Annotated in this window: 18 protein-coding genes and 3 pseudogenes; 9 read left to right on the forward strand and 12 right to left on the reverse strand. The window is 65.3% G+C overall.

Annotated elements, in window-relative coordinates:
• Positions 1 to 3: 3 nt before the first annotated feature.
• Positions 4 to 573: an alpha/beta hydrolase gene (locus MBTS_RS18085; protein ID WP_192216163.1), complete on the reverse strand. Its 570-nt coding sequence runs from the start codon at positions 571 to 573 to the stop codon at positions 4 to 6.
• An 822-nt stretch (positions 574 to 1395) separates the two neighbouring features.
• Positions 1396 to 1728: pseudogene (locus MBTS_RS23845) on the reverse strand (ATP-binding protein); the annotation flags it as partial.
• Between the two features lie 61 nt (positions 1729 to 1789).
• Between MBTS_RS23845 and MBTS_RS23850 the strand changes: the two are divergent.
• A pseudogene (locus MBTS_RS23850) lies at positions 1790 to 2495 on the forward strand (IS3 family transposase); the annotation flags it as partial.
• 275 nt (positions 2496 to 2770) lie between these two features.
• Here MBTS_RS23850 and MBTS_RS18100 read toward each other — a convergent pair.
• Entirely contained in the window at positions 2771 to 3964 is a 1194-nt protein-coding gene (locus MBTS_RS18100; RefSeq protein WP_187273448.1) for a transposase, read from the reverse strand.
• Between the two features lie 90 nt (positions 3965 to 4054).
• Between MBTS_RS18100 and MBTS_RS23855 the strand changes: the two are divergent.
• Positions 4055 to 4538 (forward strand): annotated as a pseudogene (locus tag MBTS_RS23855) (DDE-type integrase/transposase/recombinase); the annotation flags it as partial.
• A 64-nt stretch (positions 4539 to 4602) separates the two neighbouring features.
• Here MBTS_RS23855 and MBTS_RS18110 read toward each other — a convergent pair.
• A complete protein-coding gene (locus MBTS_RS18110) occupies positions 4603 to 4926 on the reverse strand; it encodes a hypothetical protein (protein ID WP_147832757.1) in 324 nt (107 codons plus the stop codon).
• Positions 4923 to 5087 (reverse strand): hypothetical protein, encoded by a 165-nt coding sequence (locus MBTS_RS18115; protein WP_187273450.1) that lies wholly within the window; start codon positions 5085 to 5087, stop codon positions 4923 to 4925. The genes MBTS_RS18110 and MBTS_RS18115 overlap by 4 nt, the downstream gene beginning before the upstream one ends.
• A gap of 159 nt (positions 5088 to 5246) precedes the next feature.
• Between MBTS_RS18115 and MBTS_RS18120 the strand changes: the two genes are divergently transcribed.
• Both MBTS_RS18120 and MBTS_RS18125 read left to right on the forward strand, forming a co-directional pair.
• Positions 5247 to 5885 (forward strand): glycosyltransferase family protein, encoded by a 639-nt coding sequence (locus MBTS_RS18120; RefSeq protein WP_192216165.1) that lies wholly within the window; start codon positions 5247 to 5249, stop codon positions 5883 to 5885.
• Positions 5886 to 6271: 386 nt separating this feature from the next.
• On the forward strand, positions 6272 to 7180 hold the full coding sequence (locus MBTS_RS18125; RefSeq protein ID WP_018045467.1) for an MBL fold metallo-hydrolase: 909 nt from the start codon (positions 6272 to 6274) through the stop codon (positions 7178 to 7180).
• Here MBTS_RS18125 and MBTS_RS18130 read toward each other — a convergent pair.
• A complete protein-coding gene (locus MBTS_RS18130; protein WP_056145057.1) occupies positions 7167 to 8645 on the reverse strand; it encodes an amino acid permease in 1479 nt (492 codons plus the stop codon). The genes MBTS_RS18125 and MBTS_RS18130 overlap by 14 nt on opposite strands.
• Positions 8646 to 8825: 180 nt before the next feature.
• A complete protein-coding gene (locus MBTS_RS18135) occupies positions 8826 to 9581 on the reverse strand; it encodes a DJ-1/PfpI family protein (RefSeq protein WP_373321329.1) in 756 nt (251 codons plus the stop codon).
• Positions 9582 to 9893: 312 nt separating this feature from the next.
• Here MBTS_RS18135 and MBTS_RS18140 point away from each other — a divergent pair, with 312 nt between their 5' ends.
• The 3 genes from MBTS_RS18140 to MBTS_RS18150 all read left to right on the forward strand — a co-directional run bounded on the left by MBTS_RS18140 (position 9894) and on the right by MBTS_RS18150 (position 11791).
• On the forward strand, positions 9894 to 10637 hold the full coding sequence (locus tag MBTS_RS18140; protein WP_018045464.1) for a sigma-70 family RNA polymerase sigma factor: 744 nt from the start codon (positions 9894 to 9896) through the stop codon (positions 10635 to 10637).
• Positions 10638 to 10862: 225 nt separating this feature from the next.
• Positions 10863 to 11273: a DUF1236 domain-containing protein gene (locus MBTS_RS18145; protein ID WP_018045463.1), complete on the forward strand. Its 411-nt coding sequence runs from the start codon at positions 10863 to 10865 to the stop codon at positions 11271 to 11273.
• A gap of 212 nt (positions 11274 to 11485) precedes the next feature.
• Positions 11486 to 11791 carry a hypothetical protein gene (locus tag MBTS_RS18150; protein WP_018045462.1) on the forward strand — a complete coding sequence of 102 codons (306 nt, stop codon included), beginning with the start codon at positions 11486 to 11488 and terminating at the stop codon, positions 11789 to 11791.
• A 17-nt stretch (positions 11792 to 11808) separates the two neighbouring features.
• Here the strand turns inward: MBTS_RS18150 and mscL are convergent, their stop codons facing one another.
• The 3 genes from mscL to MBTS_RS18165 all read right to left on the reverse strand — a co-directional run bounded on the left by mscL (position 11809) and on the right by MBTS_RS18165 (position 13934).
• Entirely contained in the window at positions 11809 to 12231 is a 423-nt protein-coding gene (gene mscL / locus MBTS_RS18155; RefSeq protein ID WP_026176221.1) for a large conductance mechanosensitive channel protein MscL, read from the reverse strand.
• Between the two features lie 57 nt (positions 12232 to 12288).
• Positions 12289 to 13134 (reverse strand): CDP-alcohol phosphatidyltransferase family protein, encoded by an 846-nt coding sequence (locus MBTS_RS18160; RefSeq protein ID WP_147832756.1) that lies wholly within the window; start codon positions 13132 to 13134, stop codon positions 12289 to 12291.
• Positions 13135 to 13223: 89 nt separating this feature from the next.
• Positions 13224 to 13934 (reverse strand): phosphatidylserine decarboxylase, encoded by a 711-nt coding sequence (locus MBTS_RS18165; RefSeq protein WP_192216166.1) that lies wholly within the window; start codon positions 13932 to 13934, stop codon positions 13224 to 13226.
• A gap of 213 nt (positions 13935 to 14147) precedes the next feature.
• Between MBTS_RS18165 and MBTS_RS18170 the strand changes: the two genes are divergently transcribed.
• Positions 14148 to 14318: a hypothetical protein gene (locus tag MBTS_RS18170; RefSeq protein ID WP_187273446.1), complete on the forward strand. Its 171-nt coding sequence runs from the start codon at positions 14148 to 14150 to the stop codon at positions 14316 to 14318.
• Positions 14319 to 14349: 31 nt separating this feature from the next.
• On the opposite strand, the gene MBTS_RS18175 is transcribed toward MBTS_RS18170, so the two are convergent.
• Together MBTS_RS18175 and MBTS_RS18180 are read right to left on the reverse strand one after the other, a co-directional pair.
• Positions 14350 to 15252, reverse strand: a complete 903-nt coding sequence (locus MBTS_RS18175) for a pyridoxamine 5'-phosphate oxidase family protein (RefSeq protein WP_192216167.1) — start codon at positions 15250 to 15252, stop codon at positions 14350 to 14352.
• Positions 15253 to 15280: 28 nt separating this feature from the next.
• Complete coding sequence (locus MBTS_RS18180) at positions 15281 to 15895, reverse strand: glutathione S-transferase family protein (protein WP_192216168.1); 615 nt, start codon at positions 15893 to 15895, stop codon at positions 15281 to 15283.
• A gap of 139 nt (positions 15896 to 16034) precedes the next feature.
• On the opposite strand from MBTS_RS18180, the gene MBTS_RS18185 reads away from it, so the two are divergent.
• Positions 16035 to 16943 (forward strand): LysR family transcriptional regulator, encoded by a 909-nt coding sequence (locus MBTS_RS18185; RefSeq protein ID WP_192216169.1) that lies wholly within the window; start codon positions 16035 to 16037, stop codon positions 16941 to 16943.
• The last annotated feature ends 239 nt before the right edge of the window (positions 16944 to 17182 follow it).

The raw sequence follows: 17182 nt of genomic DNA on the forward strand, positions 1-17182 counted from the left end.
AAATCATCTGACGACGGACAGGGGTGGGAGCAGGGAGTCGACGGGGCCGATCTCGAAGATCGACTTGATCGACAGCCCGTTGATCAGCGCCGGGAAGGGACTTCCTTCGTCGCGGAACTGCTTGAGCGCCGCCCGAACCCCCTCGCCGCCGCGGCTGTGGCCCATCATGCCGACCTGCGACAGATCCATCGTTCCGCGCGGGTTGAAATTGAGCGTCGCCGGAGGCGGGATCTGGCCCGTCCCCCGGGTCCAGTCGGACAGGAGGGCGAGGTGCCTCAGGACCAGCCGTCCCCGCATCAGGTTGAGGCCGGCATCTCCCGGTATGCCAGCGGCCGACGTGATTCCGCGGTTGGCGTTGATCGACACGACGATGTAGCCCCAGGAGGCGAGTTCCTTGGCCAGATACTCGTAGCCCAGGTGGTTCGGCACCACGACCTCGCCCGCCTCGCACTTGCCCGTCTGCGTATAGCTGGACCCGTAATCGACACGGACCTGGAGTTCCTTGTCGAAGGTACCGCAAGTGCCGTGGTTGCCGTGGAGGAATACCGCGACCGGGAGCGGTCCGTCGGACAAGGTCGTGGGCCTGTAGACCTCGGCCCAGAGATCGACCTTGCGGTCGGAGGCGACGAGTGGCTCGTCCCGACCGGCGAAACGGTACGACCCCGTAGTGACCGCGAAAGGACCGTCCGCAGCCTCGACAACCGTTGGAAGCGCGGCACATGCCGACGCAAGTGTAAAGACTGCGGATCGCAGCAAGGACTTCAACGACACAGGTTGGTCTCCAAACGACGAGAAAGCTACAGAGATGACGAGCGGGGCGGGTGGCGGTTATGTTTTATTTTTCTGATATTATAGTTTGAGCAGACTTCTGCCGGCGGCCCTTGTCAGTGGCCGCCGCTGCGGGCAGCGTGGCGGAGAGACTGTCTCGAAGCGCCAGACAACATCTTTGATTGTCTGCTTCCTGTACGGATCTGATCTTCTTCAGACCCTGGCTGTTATAGCTTTTGCACTATCTTAAGCGTTCCTGCCGCCTGATTTATGGGTAAAATGGCAAAACACAAAAGTCTATAAAACGCACATGTCCGGTTAAATGATGTTCACGCGGCCTATTGTTTGAACAAGTGCCTGGTTAATGATTTTTGTATCGGTTATTTTGCAGAAATTTAGAGCACAATGCAATAAATAGCATATATTTTCGTCATTTGTATTTGATTAATGTGCGATGTGCTGCGAGCGTATTTAGAAACTTCGATCTAATCCTGTTTTCTGAAGCCGGTTGGGGCGGGGGCTTTCCTCGAAGATTTCGATTGATCAGAGCGCAGGACTATACGACTGAGTCAGATGCAAAGGCTTATTAAATACGCGAATTTAGGCGGCATAAAACGAGACAAACTGTCAAACAGTGTTGAATATTGACCCTGGATCGGCGTCGAATTTTGATCCCCTGGATGGGTATGGCGGGACGCCCCTGATCAGCTCGGCGAAGCGGGTCGGGGTGGCGCAGCCGGGCTGATCAGGGAGCCAGCAAACGCGACGTGTGCGCCGGCCTCGGGCGCGGTTTTTTAAGTGCCAGCTCTTGTTGCCGGTGTCGACGATCTCGCAATGGGGGGTGAGCCGGTCGAGCGGCGCCGCTGTCATCTTGGCGTCGCTGGCGAACACGCTGGGCCATTCCCCGAAAGCGAGGTTGGTGGTGACTACGATCCATGTGGTCTCGTAGAGCTTGCTGATTGGCCTGCTGCAGGTTCCGTGGCCCCCAGTCTGGGTACCATGACGGAACCGGAAGTGTGGGATGCAGCGTCGCAAGTTTCGTCGTGAGTTCAAGGTCGAGGCGATCCGGCTGGTCGAGCAGCGAGGCGTTTCGGTGGCTTAGGTTGCCCGTGATCTGGACGTTGACGAGAACGTCGTGCGCAAAGGGTAGGGAGCTCTCGTCTGATCCCGCTTAGGCGTGTCCCGTTCCTGGGCAGGTAAAGTCTGAGCAGGTCGAGATCGAACGTCTTCGTAAAGATGCTCCTCGTCTGAAGGCGGAGGGTAAATTGAAGTTCAGTGAAGTAAAATCCTTAAAAGGCTGCGGCGTACTTCGCGAGGGGTGCGATGTGAAGTTTGCTTTCGTGGCCAAGCATCGCGCAATCTTGCCGGTCACCTGGATGTGCAGCGCCTTCGACGTGTCCAGGTCCGGCTTCCATGTTTGATTCACGGGGCAGGCGAGCTAGCGAGCCCAGGACGACGTTGCGATCTTGACGAAGGTGCGGGCGAGCTTCGCGGCGAGCGACCGTACATACGGAGCCCGTCGGATCTGGCGCGACGTGCTGGCGGAGGGCATCTCCAGCGGGCTGCACCAGATCAAGCGGCTCATGCGGGAGAACGGATTGCGGGCCGGTCCGCGACGGCGCGGCCTGCCCAAGGATGATGGCGAGCGCTCCGTCGTCTCCCCCAATATCTTGGATCGGAAGTTCGAAGCGGATCGGCCGAACCAAAAGTGGATCGCCGACTTCACCTAGATACTGTTGGCGAACCGGGCAGCTGCGGCCAAAGCTGCAAACCGCGTCTCGCGTGTTCTGGCCGGGGCGTCTCTGTCAGCCAGTGTACGGCGTGTGAGGCATTCATCGCGGCAGCCACGCAGACATGCTGCAGTCCGGTCTTGGCTTGGCCGATGTCTCGGCTCCGGCACAGACCTACGGAGCGTATGCCCTGGGAGGGGGGGCCTCGATTCCGGCGCGGATGCGATACCGCTCTTTCCAGACCGGATCCTGCATCCGGTCCTGCGCGGCATTCAGCACCTCGTATTCCAAGCGTGGCAGGAAGTAGACAGAGCGGCGCCCCTCTTGGAGGAAGTACACAATCGGCGCGCCAGGCAGGCGCCGCAATCGGTCCGGCTGAACACCGCCTGGACGCGTGGGGCTCCGACCTCGTCATGGATGGCGCGCCAGGTCGCCGGCGTCTTGCCCTGCGGACAGGTGACCCGCTCGTGCTTCCAGTCCATGACGAAGTGGCGCTGCTCGCAGGCTCGTTCAGCTTTCGTTGCCCGCTGCGGCATGGCGCGGACCGGCCCTTCCAGCGCGACGGCACGGTCTCGCCGGCTTCCGACCAGCAGTCCCGCATCGACGTAGCCGGCATCCACGAAGTGTTCGGCCGGCAGAAGATCCTTGGCGGCCAGCTGCTCGTGAATCGCGGCCGTGCTCGCCATTTCGGGCTGCATCGCGGGGCAGGTCATCACGTTCGTGACAAGATGAGCTACATCCGGGTCGCAGACCTCGGGGTCGGAGGGGGATTGCAGCCGCTCACCGACCGGCGGCAGCTCCGGACCGCTGCGCCAGTGCAGCGTCCCGCCTCCCTCACGGGCATAATGCACGCGCCACACGTCGCGCAGGGTGCTGACCATCGACACGCCACGTGCCTCAGCGGGTGCATCCGGCGCGTCCAGGGCCTCAAGCAGACAGAACCCGTGGACACCGATCGCGAGAGGGAGTGCTTCCCGCTCCGCCCGACCTTTGGGCGGCCGGTAACCCTCGACCCGGCGTCCGTAATGCTTGAACCAAACCGGCTGCGTGATCCCGCGCAGCCAGCCCGGCGCGACGGCGGCCAGAACGTGCGTGCTATCAGTGCGCTGCTTGCCGCGTACCTTGACCAAGCCGCGTGCCCTGAAGCGCGTGAGCATTCGATCCAAAAGCAGGTGCTCGGCGTCGCCGGCGATGAGGCGGGCGCGGAACTCAGTCAGTGCACTGAAGTGGAAGCCCGGCTCGGTGAGTTCGAGCCCGAGCGCATACTTCCAGTCGATCCGGGCACGCACGGTATCCGCAGCTTGGCGATCGCTCTGTTGCTCTGAGAACTCAAAGACCGTGAAGAGAGCCAGCCGCCACGGCGGAAGCCCGAGTTGACCACGGGTCGGGTAGAGGCCACCGAAGTCCTCGTCCTGATAGAGGGCGCTGAGTGGCCGTCGTTCCCTTGGAGAACGCCGCCTTCGCAAGCCGCACTGTCTCAGGCAGGATCGTGCCGATCGGAAGCTTATCGAGCATCGCCATTACAATGCCCGCAACCCCTGATTCGCCGACAGTATCTCACCTACCTGCCGACTGCTGCCGCCGTCCTCTACCTCAGCGTCGGGCTCGATGCCTTCAGCCGCCGGATCGTTGGGTAATCACCTCCGCTCGGAACTCGTCCTAGACGCTCTGGAGATGGCCATCACCCAGCACAGGCCCCGTGGCGTGATCCATCGCTCGGACCAGGGATCGCAACACACGTCGAGGGCCTTCGGCAGCTGCTGCCAGTAGGTGAGCGTGCGACCCTTGATGGGTTCGGTCGGCGCCGCCTACGACAATGCCATGGCTGAGGGCTTCTTCTCCATCCTCAAATGCGAGTCGCTCGCCCGCCGTCGCTTCCGCTCGCAGGCCGAGGCTCGGATGGCCTGCTTCCGCTACATCGAGGGCTTCTACAATCCGCTGTGCCGGCACTCAGCGCTCAGCTACCGCTCGTGCTTCGTCTACGAACAGGAAACTCAGTCGGATCCGTTGCCGGAGACTCAGCTCCACCAAGCCCCCTGATCCGACCATAGAAACGGGGCAATCCGAGTTTTGTGAGAGACACAAAGGCTGGCACGCCCAGCCGTCACGCTCTTCCGAGCATTGTCATATGGGCGAGGTCGGCTTCCGGCGGCTTGAGCAGGGCCGCCGCCAGATTGGCCTCGAGCACGATGAGATCGCTATCAGGATCGGGCTCCCACCCGCAATTGCAGCCGCCTGGACCTTCGTGGGCCTCGGCGATCTGTCGATACAGCGTTCCGATGGTGCGCGCCGCTACCGCCAGCGCCTGGAGCGCCGGAAGAGGTTGTCGGTGCAGACTGGTCCAGAACGCGCGTCGCAGTGCCTCGTCCAGTTCGCTTCCCTCCTTGGGCGGATCGATACAGGGCCGGGAAGAACGGATAACACTCACGCGATCTCTCCTTTTACGATCGGGATCGGTTTGTGCATCAGGCCCGGCTCCTTTGCGGCAGTCAGGAAATCGACGAAGTCTGCGATGCGGTGCAGACGCATGTCGACGGTGCAACCATCCCACCATGCCAGCCGTGCATAACCGCGGATCAGTTCCAGCACCCGTTCCATCTCGTCCGACCTCCAAATTCTGCAGTGCCCCGCCAGCGGGCATAAAGACGCAAGCTGATCGATCAAGCAAGCGTATTGGCGAATATTGGAAAGAGTATAAAACTCACGCAAACCGTTCGGGCTACAATTTAGATTTAGATCTATTCTACGTTGCCTGCCCTTAGCGCCTCGTTTTGCGGGGTTGAAGCAAAAATGGCGTGCCTTCGTATCTGCGTTCCCCACCCTGAGCACCTTTTACGAAATGGCGATCGAGGCGGGCTGCCAACGCGTTCGGCAGTCATCGCCAGCGGCGGAGAATGCCCCGAAATCTACGGTGATGCGGCCGCCCTGCTACCGGAGGTGGATGTGCCGAATGTGCCCGAGACCCATAAGATCAGCATCAATCCACACCTGCTGCAGGAAGCGATGTTCCGGGCCGCCATCGAGAAGCTTGGTGCGGATCGCATCAGTCCCATCTCGCTGCGATCGGTTGCGTTCGACGAGATCGAGGGCGTGATCGGGGACATCATGAACTGCGAGGAGATCGTCTCCACCTCGCTCCACGGCGTCATCGTTTCCCATGCCTACGTTATTCCCTGTCAGTCGCTCCGCGTGACGAGCGACCTGGAAAACGCGCGGGATTCGTTCAAGATATGGGATTACAAGCTCTTGGTCGGTCTCGATGATCCCGCTTTCGGCGTCCCTCCGAGATTTATCGACTTGAAGTGGCTCGAAGCGTGCGAGTGCGTCCTGCTGCCGTCGCCGATCGACACGACGGCTCTCCGGGCACCGTTCCCCTTCCCCGGCTGATTGAAGGCCTGAACGGCGAGGCCGGTTTCCGGCCCTAGCACCACCCGCCGCAGGGCCGAGGAGCTCTCTTCCCGCACGCCCTCTCGAGGGCGTTTTGATGCGCAATCCCAACAGGCGGGTCGCCTTATCTATCGCTCGTGAATATGAGCCCAAGGCGCTCTTGCCCGACGCGGAAACAGTCAGGCGGGAGCCGGCTTTCCGCAGAATCCGGTCTTCTAAGCTGTGTGCGTGGCCGCACATCGATGTCGAAACGGGCTGACTACCTCATGGTCAACCCCACTTCGATCCTGGCAACCTGATCGTGGCCGCTCTCGCGAGGAACGGATCGCATCGGTGCGCCGAAAGGCACCGGATCTCAGATGGATCGGGCAATCGGTAGTCGAACGATGACCATGACGCACACGACCTCGGCTGAGGACGGCCTCTCCCTACGCTTCTGGGGCGTTCGAGGTTCCACGCCTGTCAGCGGGCCGGATTATGCCGAGTTCGGGGGCAATACGCCTTGCATGGAGGTCCGCTGCGGCACGCGCCTGTTCGTGGTCGATGCCGGGTCCGGCCTTAACGCTTGCGGTCTCCATCATCGCGAGGCGCTACCCAAGGAGATCGATCTCCTGTTCAGCCATCTCCATCTCGATCACACCGCTGGGCTGCCGTTCTTCAAACCGGTGATCTTCAACCCAGAGCGGACGATCAACACCTATTGCGGGAACCTCGACGGGGACAGCGCCAAGGCGGCCCTGGACCGGCTGTTCTCGCCGCCGCTGTTTCCGGTGACGCTCGACGTCATCCCGTGCACATTCTCCCATCACGGCTTCAAGGCGGGCGAGTCGCTGAGTTTCGCCGACGGCGCGCGGGTCGACACCATCCTGCTCAATCATCCACAAGGGTCCGTGGGCTATCGCTTCGACCATGCGGGCAAGCGCCTTTGCATCATCAGCGACATCGAGCATTCCGACCCCTGGCCCGACGAGGCCCTTCGTCGCTTCGTGGAGGGGGCCGACCTGCTCGTCTACGACGGCATGTTCACGGAGACCGAGTATCCCCGCTGCTGTGGCTGGGGGCACTCCACCTGGGAAAAGGGCGTCGAGCTGGCGCGGGCGGCGGGGGCGAAGGCTTTGGCGATCATTCATCTCCACCCGTCGCATGGCGATGCGCAGTTGCGCAGCGTGGAGGCCGAGATGCAGGCCGTGATGCCGACCGCGTTCATCGCGCGCGAACGTCAGATGGTCGCCGTCGGCGAGGTGACGGAGCCGGCCCGCGACGGCCGGCACCTGTCCCTGATCAAGACGGCCTGACGGCCTCGTCGCGGCCGAGGCGGCTGTTGCGCCGGCTCCAGGCGAAGTAGATCACAAGTCCTACCACGAGCCAGGCAAGCAGTCGCAGCCAGGTCTGGCCGTCGAGGGACACCATCATGGCGAGGCAGCTGACGATGCCGAGGATCGGCACCAGCGGCACCAGCGGCGTCCGGTAGTCCCGTCGCGCATCGGGCTGGGTCCGGCGCAGGATGATGACACCCGCACAGACCAGGATGAAGGCCAGCAGGGTGCCGATGCTGGTCATGTGGCCGAGCTGGCTGATCGGCAGGAACCCGCCGAGCGCGCTGGTGAACACCATGAAGAACAGGTTCGAGCGGTAGGGCGTCTTCCAGGTCGGGTGGATCTTCGAGAAGAAGCCCGGCAGCAGCCGGTCCTGGCTCATGGAATAGAACACGCGGCTCTGGCCCAGCAGCAGGACCAGGATCACGGTGGAGAAGCCGGCGATGACGCCGAGGGTCACGAGGCTCTTCAGCCACGGGAACGGGGTCTGGGCGATGGCCGTGTTCACCGGGGCGGCATCGCCCTTCATGGCGTCGTAATGGACGAGGCCGGTGAGCACGCCGGCGAAGGCGATGTAGATCACCGTGCAGATGGCCAGCGAGCCGAGGATGCCGATCATCATGTTGCGCTGGGGGTTCTTGGCCTCCTGCGCCGCCGTCGAGACCGCGTCGAACCCGATATAGGCGAAGAACACGACGCCGGCGCCGCGCATGATGCCGCTCCAGCCGTACTCGCCGAACGTGCCGGTGTTCTCGGGGATGAACGGCACGTAGTTCTGCGCCTTGATGTAGAACAGGCCGACGCCGACCACGACCGCCACCACCGCGAGCTTGATCGCCACGACGACGGCGTTGACGCGAGCGGATTCGCGGATGCCGATCATCAGCAGGGCCGAGACGGCGACGATGATGAGGATGGCGGGCAGGTTGACGATGCCATGCGCCGTCACCCCGTCGACCGTGTAGGTCTCGAAGGGGGAATTGACGAGGCTGGGCGGCAGGTTGATGCCGAGCGTGTCCCGCAGGAACCGGGTGACGTAGCTCGACCAACTCACCGAAACGGTGGCCGCGCCGACAGCGTATTCCAGTACGAGATCCCAGCCGATGATCCAGGCCACGAACTCGCCCATGGTGGCGTAGGCGTAGGTATAGGCCGAACCCGCCACGGGGATCATGCCGGCGAGCTCGCTGTAGCACATGCCGGCGAAGGCGCAGGCGATCGACGCGATGGCGAAGGAGATCACCACGGCGGGGCCGGCATGCTCGGCCGCCGCGATGCCGGTGAGGGAGAACAGGCCGGCTCCGATCACCGCGCCGATGCCGAGGGCGACGAGGCTCCAGGGGCCGAGGGTACGTTCGAGCTTGTGCTCACCCCCTTCGGCGTCGGCATTCAGTCGCTCGAGGGATTTCGTCCGGGTGAGATCGCCTGCGAGGCCTGATGCCATTGATCGATGCCCTTCATGGTTGGAGCGCGGAGGTCCGGCGTCCAGCGCATGGCGACCATGCAGCTTTCCCGCCAAGGGCTAAACCTTGGCCATTCAACGAGGTTCCGGCAAAATGACGCGCCGTCTCGCGGGTCGCGGAGGCCGCCCGAGGCGGCAAGCCCCGGCCCTCAGCCGCAGCGTCTACCGCGTGGCTGCCGCGAGACAGCCAGCCGCCAGGTCCTTGAGGATCGCTCCGGCGCGGGCGGAGATGTCCGGCCCGGCCGTCTCGGGCGTACCGGCGGAGAAGGGCGGTTCCGGCGCATATTCGGCCACGAGCTGGCTCGTCCTGGCATCGTCGTCGCCACGCAGGCGGGCCGCCAGGACGAGGGCGAAGTCGAGGCCTGCGGAAATGCCCGCGGCCGTGATCCGGTTGCGGTCCACCACCACGCGCCGGTTCATCGGAATGGCGCCGAGGCGGGGCAGCACGGTCTCGCGCACGCACCAATGCGAGGTGGCGCGGTAGCCGTCGAGCAGCCCCGCCGCGCCGAGGATGAGCGAGCCGGTGCAGACGCTGGTGACCCAGGATGCGCGTGGAGCCCGGTCGCGCAGGAAGGCCAGGGTCGCCGCGTCGCGCATCTGGGCGGGGGTCGCGTCGCCGCCCGGCACGAAGAGCACGTCGATATCGAGGGGGCAGGTCTCGAAGGAGGTGTCGGCAATGAGGGTCAGGCCCGTATCGCTCGGAACGGGTCCGGCTCGGCGGGAGACGAGATGGAGCCGATCGCCCGCCAACCCGGCCAGGATCGCCTGCGGGCCCACGAGGTCGAGCGCCGTCATGCCGGGGAACATCAGCATGGCGATCCGCACGGGCGGCCGCTCGGGCGCCGCCGCGCGAGCGGCCTCGCCCGGACCGGACAGAACGGCCGCGGTCAGGCTCGCGGTGAAGGCGCGACGATCCATGGACGATCCCTCCCGATGGCCATGCCCTCCCGATGGCCATGACCGGATCATATAGACCACCGATCGCGCCAGCAGAGGCCGCTGCGCTTCGGGACATGACCAAGATGTCGCTGCCTCCGGCGCCATCCGCCGCATGTGGACGCGAAGGGCGTACTTCGCCATATGCGCAGCTTGGCGGGATGCGTGACCGGGTGGGATGCGCTACAACCCCGTGACATGCTACGGGCTCGCCATCGACGTCAGGCGGACCGATCCGATACGGCCGGCCCGAACCGGACGATTTCCTGCCAAACGATCAGAATACGACGAGCCATGACACGCGACGTCCTTGACACCAGCCCCGACCGATTGAGCGACACGAACGGCGACGGGCGGCCGAGCCTGACGGCGACCATTCGCTCCCATCTCGGAGACCAGCTCCGCACAGTCTACGACCGCCTCGGCACGGACGAGCCGTCCACGCGTTTCGCCGAGCTCATCGAGAAGCTGGAAGCCGCCCTGAAAGCGCGCGGCGAGCAGGTGGAGCCCGAGTTCCGCAACGGTCTGCTCGCGGCGGTGCCGTCGCTGCGGGCCTTCGCGCTCTCGCTCACCAGCAATCCGGCTCGCTCGGACGATCTCGTGCAGGACACCCTGCTCAAGGGCTGGCAGCATCGCGCTCGGTTCCAGCCGGGCACGAACCTCAACGCCTGGCTCTTCACCATTTTGCGCAACATCTTCTACTCGGACCACCGCAAGCGCGTGCGCGAGGTGGAAGACCAGGACGGCTCCTACGCGGCGCGTCTCGCGACGGCACCGCACCAGGGCGACCGCCTCGATGTGGAGGACCTGCAGACGGCTCTCGCCAAACTGCCGCCCGACCAGCGCGAGGCCCTCGTCCTCGTGGGCGCCGAGGGCGTGTCCTACGAGGAGGCGGCCACGATCATGGGCTGCAAGGTCGGCACGGTGAAAAGCCGCGTCAGCCGCGCCCGCGGGCGCCTCGCCGAATTGCTCGGCTACGACGAGGAAGACCTGAGCTCGGACCGGCTGATCCAATCGGCCATGCCGAAGGACGCCTGATTCCGGCCGCCGAGCCGTCGGGATCGGCGCTCCTTCGCGCTCACGAAGCGCTATCGTATCGCGACACCGGGCACATGAGGAACGTCGTCCCCCACTCGGGGGCATGGTTGGGACAATCCGGCAAAATCGATTTTCGAGGCATCCCTTTCCGGAGATCGGGCGTTACTGCCCCGAACCCCGCTGAGCGTCACCGTTCGCGGGTCATCGGATACGGAGATCTCGATCATGAACATCAAGACCCTTCTCGCCGCTTCGGCGATCGCCCTTTCCCTCCCCCTCGCGGCCCAGGCCCAGGGCCTCGTGCGCGGCGCCGAGCGCGGCGCGCAGGACGGTGCTGACGCGGCCGGCCCGCTGGGCGCCATCGTCGGCGGTGCCGTCGGCGCAGCGACCGGAACCGTCGGTGGCATCCTGGGTGTCGACGACCGCCCCCGTTTCCGCCAGTACGTCACCCGCGAGCGTCACAGCTCCTACGCCTATGACGGCGATGTCCGCGTCGGCGCGACCCTGCCCGGCACCGGCGTGACCTATTACGACGTGCCGTCCGAGTACAACGCCCGCGGCGCGCGCTACACCATCGTCAACGACCGTCCGGTGCTGGTGGACCGCAGCCGCCGCATCGTCGAGGTCATCGATTGATCGTCGACATCGATCGACGCTGACCATTCGGCAAGAGCCCCCGGTGCCACGGCACCGGGGGCTTTTTCGTGGATCGAAGAATCGTCAGGGTTCGCAGGAGAAACACCTGAAATACCGGCGCAGGATCGGGTACCCTCAACATTTGTGAGTCGGTACGCGCAACACTCGCCGCCCCGGCCGGTTATTGCTCTTGACTGAGGGAGACACCCGATATGGCAAACGATCCGATTCTCCGCATTGATCAATCGGCCTCCGGACAGTCCGGCGCCGCGGATGTCGATCCGTCTCTGCCCGAGCCGGTGCGGGACCATCTCGGCCAACAGCTGCGCTCCGTCTTCACCACGCAGGACGATGCGCCGAAATTCCTCGGTGAACCTGCCGTGCCGGAGGAATTCGCGCCGCAATTGCGTCGCCTTGAGACTCGGTTGAAGACGCATGAGGAAGGCACCGGTGCAGTCGAGCAGGCTCTGGATGGCCTCCTCGACGACCTGAACGCACCGCCCGCGACGTCGATCTGAACTCGGACCTCGGGACCCTAGACCTTGGGTTTGGCTGCGAGGATATCGCGGATCTCGCCCAACAGCTTCACGTCCGCCGGGGTTTCGGGAAGGGGCTTTGCCTCCTCCTGGGTCTGAAGCTTGTTCATGGCCCGGATGACGAGGAACAGCACGAAGGCGACGATCATGAAATTGAGCGCCACGGTGATGAACTGGCCGTAGCCGATCACCGCGCCCTGCTTCTTGGCATCGGCATAGGCCGCGCCCTTCTGCACGCTCGACGAGAGCGCGATGTAATAGTTCGAGAAATCGAGGCCGCCCGTGATCGCCCCGATGATCGGCATGAACACGTCCTGGACGGCCGACGTGACGATGGAGCCGAAGGCGGCGCCGATGATCACGCCCACCGCCAGGTCGACGACGTTGCCGCGCAGCGCGAATTTCTTGAATTCTTCCAGCACCGTCGCCTCCAAAGCGTGAGCCCAACGGGCTTCCCGCAGAGACGTTAGGCGAGCCGATCAGCTTTCGACAGGCGCCGGTTCGATCTGTCCACGGCCGGTTGCGTCGAGACGCTCCTCGATCTTCGCCCGGCGCCGGTACTGCGCGGCCCCGATCGGCAGGGTGACGAGGTAGCCGCCCGCCATCACCACCATGGCCTCGAACGGATAGCTGATGAACAGGCCGAAGGCCGCGACCACGACGAGGAAGATCGGCAGCACCCATTCGCGCGGCACGCGCTTGCCCATGGTCTTGCCGGAGAAGGTGGGCACGGTGGAAACCACGAGGAGGGCGATGCAGAGCGTGTAGCCGAGCACTACCGGCGCGGCCCAGCGCTCGAACGGCAGGCCGAGGAAGTGGAGATAGAGCGGCAGTAGCGCGGTCAGCGCTCCGGCCGGCGCCGGCATGCCGACGAAGAAGTCCTTCTTCCAGGCGGGCCGGTTGGGATCGTCGAGCATCGCGTTGAAGCGGGCGAGACGCAGGGCCATGGCGATGGCGAAGATCAGGGCGACGATCCAGCCGAGCGAGCGCAGCTCCTTCAGGGCGAAGCCGTAGAGGATGAGCGCCGGGGCGCAGCCGAAATTGACGAAATCGGCGAGGGAATCGAGCTCGGCCCCGAAACGCGACGTGCCCTTGAGCATGCGGGCGACGCGCCCGTCGATCCCGTCGAGGAAGGCGGCCGCGACGATGGCGATGACGGCGGGCTCGAACTTGCCCTCGAACGCGAGACGGATGGCGGTCAGCCCGAGGCAGACCGCCATCAGGGTGATCATGTTGGGCGCGATCATCCGGAACGGCACCGCCTTGAAGCGGCGCGGCTTCGGCTCGTTGGCATCCGGCTCGAAGGGCGGAAAGAGATCGTCCATGACGCGCCTTTTCAGAAAGACGGGCGAACGGGCCTATGGGGCACCGTCCGCGAAGGATCGCGACCCCGCCCGGGCGGGGCCGGGCGAGATCAGATGCGGCGGAAGCTGCGCTCGGAGCCGCCGCCGAGATCGGCGAGCACGGTCTCGCCCGCCACCGCCTTCTGGCCGAGGCCGACCAGCACGCGCGTGCCCACCGGCAGGTAGACGTCGACACGCGAGCCGAAGCGGATCAGGCCGAAGCGCTCGCCGACATTCAAGGTATCGTTCGCCTGCACCCAGCCGACGATGCGGCGGGCCACCAATCCGGCGATCTGCACGACGCCGACGCGCAGGGGGCTGCCGCGATGGGTGGTCTCGATGACGAGGCCGTTGCGCTCGTTGTCGTCGCTGGCCTTGTCGAGTTCCGCATTGAGGAACAGGCCGGGCGTGTAGACGATCTGGCCGATCTTGCCGGTGACGGGGACGCGGTTCACATGGCAATCGAACACGTTCATGAAGACCGAGATCCGGGTCATCGGCTCCTGCGGCAGGTCGAGCTCGGGCGGCGGCAGGACGGTGGAGATCAGGTTGACCCGGCCGTCGGCCGGCGAGACCACGAGGCCGTCGGCCACCGGGGTGACCCGCTCGGGATCGCGGAAGAAGTAGCAGACCCACAGGGTGAGGATCAGGAAGATCCAGCCGGCGAACTGGGCGAAATAGCCGAACAGCACGGTCAGCACGATGCCGATCAGGATGAAGGGGTAGCCCTCCTTGTGGATCGGCACGAGGGTTCTGCGGATCGTCTCAAGCAGATCGGACATGAAGATTCGGTACTCCTGCGGACCGAGGGATCGGCCGCGCCCGCAATGCGGCCGGGTTGGCAGTCCCGACGGCCTGCGTCAACTCTCGGAGCGGATCGGCGGCGCCCGCAGGGCATCCCCGGCACCGGACCGGCCTTTGCGCATTCCGTTTGATGATGCCTTAAGCACCGCGCCGCTAGACCGGGATAGGATCGGGCGGGGAGCGGGGATCGGATGCTGGGTCGGGCGCTGATGCATGTGCGAGCGGCGATCGCCCTGCGGGACTGTGCCGCGAGCGCGCCTTCGGATATCGAACGCCACCTCCTGATGAAGGTGGCCGCGATCCACGAGGCCCGGGCCCGCAAGGTGCTCCGCGCGAGCCAGAGCCAGGGCCGCCGTCGCTGAGGCCGGCGCGGCACGGGCGCCGGTCGCTCCGTCACCAGAGCGGCACGGCCCCCGCGCGCCGGACGAAGGTCCGGGGTGCGAAGCGCCAGAGCCGCTCGGCGCCCGGGAAGCGCGCGATCTCGGGGGAATCGAGGAGCACCTCCGCCCGCCCCGTCATCTGCAGCAGGTCGCCGGTGGTGAAATCGATGATTGCGAGCCCGGCACGGGGATTGGCGCGGATGTTTCCCAATGTGTTGAAGAAGCGGTTGCCGGAATAATCCGGGACCGTGAGCACGTCGTCCTCGCTGACGCGCACGAAGCCTTTGGGGCCGCCGCGATGCGAGACGTCGACCTGCCGGTCCCCGTCCTTCCCCTCCGCATAGGTGGCGACGAAGACCGTATCGGCCCCGGCGATGAGCGCACGGGCGCTCTCGTCGAGGCCATGGCCGGTCTCCGGGGCCGCCGCGACGGGATTGCGCCAACGCTCCGCACCCTGCCGGACATGGATGTATTGCGGGCAATTGCCGAAGCTCTGCTGCACCCGGAGCTCGAAACCGTCGCCCTCCCGGCGCTCCACGATCCCGTTCAGGCGGTTCCGCCGCCGCGTGGCCAGATCGATCCCGAGCAGACCCACCGCCGCACCCTCCGTCAGGCCCGCCTCGGCCGGATCGCCGGGTTCGGCGGCTGCCCGAACGCGCAGCCGGAAGGGGGCAGGCGCCTCGACGAAACCCGGTTCGCCCGTCCGGACCGTCGCCCAGACGTCACCCTCCGGGTCCACCGCCCCGAGCACCACGAAGGGCAGGTGCCGGAAGAAGTCGCGATGCTGCTCGATCATATGGTCGCGGATCACGCGGGGGCCGATCTCGGCCATGCGCTCGGCGACGCCGGCATGGTCCTGGATCGCGATCTCGCCCGGGTGCCAGGGCGAGGCGGGGTGAGGGTCGGATGAGGACATGGGGCATCTCCTGTGGCAGGGGGTCGTCTCAGGCCGCGCGCAGGCCGGCCGCCGTCGTCGGAAAGGCCACGAAGCCGGGCAGCGCCTCGATCCGGCCGAGCCAGGCGCGGATCTCGGCATAGGGCGCGAGGTCGACATTCCCCTCGGGGGCTGCGGCGACGTAGCTGTAGAGGGCGACATCCGCGATGGTCGGGTGGTCGGCGGCGATCCAGGCGCGATCGGCGAGCTCCGCCTCGATGCGGCCTAGGATTTGATGGGCACGGGCAATCACTTCGGCCGTGTCGAAGCGAGCGCCGAACAGGGTGATCATGCGCGCCGCGGCTGGGCCGAAGGCGATGGGTCCGGCCGCCACCGAGAGCCAGCGCTGCACCCGCGCCGCACCATAAGCATCCTCCGGCAGCCAATCCGTGCGCCCCAGCTTTTTCGCCAGGTAGACCAGGATGGCGTTTGAATCCGGAACCACCACGTCGCCGTCCACGAGCACCGGCACCTGTCCGAACGGGTTCAGGGCCAGGAAATCCGGCGTCTTGTGCACGCCGGCGGCGAGGTCGACCTCGACGATCTCGCAATCCGCGCCCATCAGGGACAGGAACAGACGCGCCCGGTGCGCATGCCCGGATAGGGCCATGTGGAACAGCTTCATGATGGATCTCCGCGACGGCCGGACGAGGGCGCCGGCCACGGACACATGAGAGACCCTTGCCTGGAACGCGTGAACCGGCATTCTCCGCAATCGACTATTCCAAGTTTCTGAATAATCCGCGGGTTAGGAGGAGGCCGGCATGGACCGATGGCAGGCGATGCGGGTCTTCGTGCGGGTGGCGGAAAGCGGGGGCTTCGCTGCTGCGGCGCGCCAACTCAACATGAGCCCGCCCGCCGTGACCCGTGCGGTGGCCGCCCTGGAGAACCGGATCGGAACCCGTCTTCTGACGCGGACCACGCGCTCGCTGATGCTCACCGAGGCGGGCGGACGCTATCTGGAGGATTGCCGCCGCATCCTCTCGGACATGGAAGAGGCGGAAGCACTCGCGGCCGGCGCATACGCGACACCTTCCGGAACCTTGACGATTACCGCTCCGGTGCAATTCGGCCGGCTTTATGTCTTGCCTGCCGTCACCGAATTTCTTGCGCGCTACCCGGCCGTCAGCGTGCGGGCGCTGTTCCTCGACCGGGTGGTCAACCTGATCGAGGAGGGTGCCGATGTGGGAATCCGCATCGGGCACCTCGCCGATTCCGGGCTCGTCGCGGTCCGGGTCGGCACGGTCCGCAGGGTTCTCTGCGCCGCGCCGGACTATCTCGACCGGCATGGGACACCGGAATCGATGGGGGATTTGCACCGCCACGCGACCATCGGTTTGATGGGAACGCGACTGCCCTTCGAGCGCCATTCCCCGGCCGAAGGGCCGACGCGTGGCGCCACGCGATGTCGGTTGATCTGCAACACCATCGACGCGGTCCTGTCGGCTGCCATCGCGGGCCAGGGGATCGCACCCCTGCTGTCCTATCAGGTGGCGCCATCGGTCGCCGAGGGCCGGCTCAGGCTGGTCCTCGACGATCCGGAGGCGGTGCCGCTCCCGGTCCATATCGTGAGCCTGGAGGGAAGGCGCGCGCCGGCCAAGGTGCGCGCCTTCATCGATCTGGCGGCGGCGAGGCTCCAGGCCGACCCGATGGTCAATCCCGGTCGTGGCTGAGAGCGTGTTAGAGTTGTTTTTCCAAAGCGTTACCTCATCCTGAGGTGCCGCGTAGCGGCCTCGAAGGAGTACTCCAGATATCGCAGTAAGCTCTGGAACCCTCCTTCGAGGCCCTTCGCCGAGGCGAAGGGCACCTCAGGATGAGGCGGTCTGCTGGGAGCAGCGGCTTTGGCACGAGCATCCGCTGAGACATCCGATCAGACGCTCGTAGAGCCGGTAGGAACGCATTCCTTCCCTGC

The sequence above is a fragment of the Methylobacterium bullatum genome (genome assembly GCF_014845095.1).
GTDB lineage: Bacteria > Pseudomonadota > Alphaproteobacteria > Rhizobiales > Beijerinckiaceae > Methylobacterium > Methylobacterium bullatum.

Excerpts from the sequence above, each read along its gene's own strand:
- MBTS_RS18125 (WP_018045467.1), top strand. The coding sequence starts at position 6,272 with ATGACCATGACGCACACGACCTCGGCTGAGGACGGCCTCTCCCTACGC.
- MBTS_RS18130 (WP_056145057.1), bottom strand. The coding sequence starts at position 8,645 with ATGGCATCAGGCCTCGCAGGCGATCTCACCCGGACGAAATCCCTCGAG.
- MBTS_RS18135 (WP_373321329.1), bottom strand. The coding sequence starts at position 9,581 with ATGGATCGTCGCGCCTTCACCGCGAGCCTGACCGCGGCCGTTCTGTCC.
- MBTS_RS18140 (WP_018045464.1), top strand. The coding sequence starts at position 9,894 with ATGACACGCGACGTCCTTGACACCAGCCCCGACCGATTGAGCGACACG.
- MBTS_RS18145 (WP_018045463.1), top strand. The coding sequence starts at position 10,863 with ATGAACATCAAGACCCTTCTCGCCGCTTCGGCGATCGCCCTTTCCCTC.
- MBTS_RS18150 (WP_018045462.1), top strand. The coding sequence starts at position 11,486 with ATGGCAAACGATCCGATTCTCCGCATTGATCAATCGGCCTCCGGACAG.
- MBTS_RS18160 (WP_147832756.1), bottom strand. The coding sequence starts at position 13,134 with ATGGACGATCTCTTTCCGCCCTTCGAGCCGGATGCCAACGAGCCGAAG.
- MBTS_RS18165 (WP_192216166.1), bottom strand. The coding sequence starts at position 13,934 with ATGTCCGATCTGCTTGAGACGATCCGCAGAACCCTCGTGCCGATCCAC.
- MBTS_RS18170 (WP_187273446.1), top strand. The coding sequence starts at position 14,148 with ATGCTGGGTCGGGCGCTGATGCATGTGCGAGCGGCGATCGCCCTGCGG.
- MBTS_RS18175 (WP_192216167.1), bottom strand. The coding sequence starts at position 15,252 with ATGTCCTCATCCGACCCTCACCCCGCCTCGCCCTGGCACCCGGGCGAG.
- MBTS_RS18180 (WP_192216168.1), bottom strand. The coding sequence starts at position 15,895 with ATGAAGCTGTTCCACATGGCCCTATCCGGGCATGCGCACCGGGCGCGT.
- MBTS_RS18185 (WP_192216169.1), top strand. The coding sequence starts at position 16,035 with ATGGACCGATGGCAGGCGATGCGGGTCTTCGTGCGGGTGGCGGAAAGC.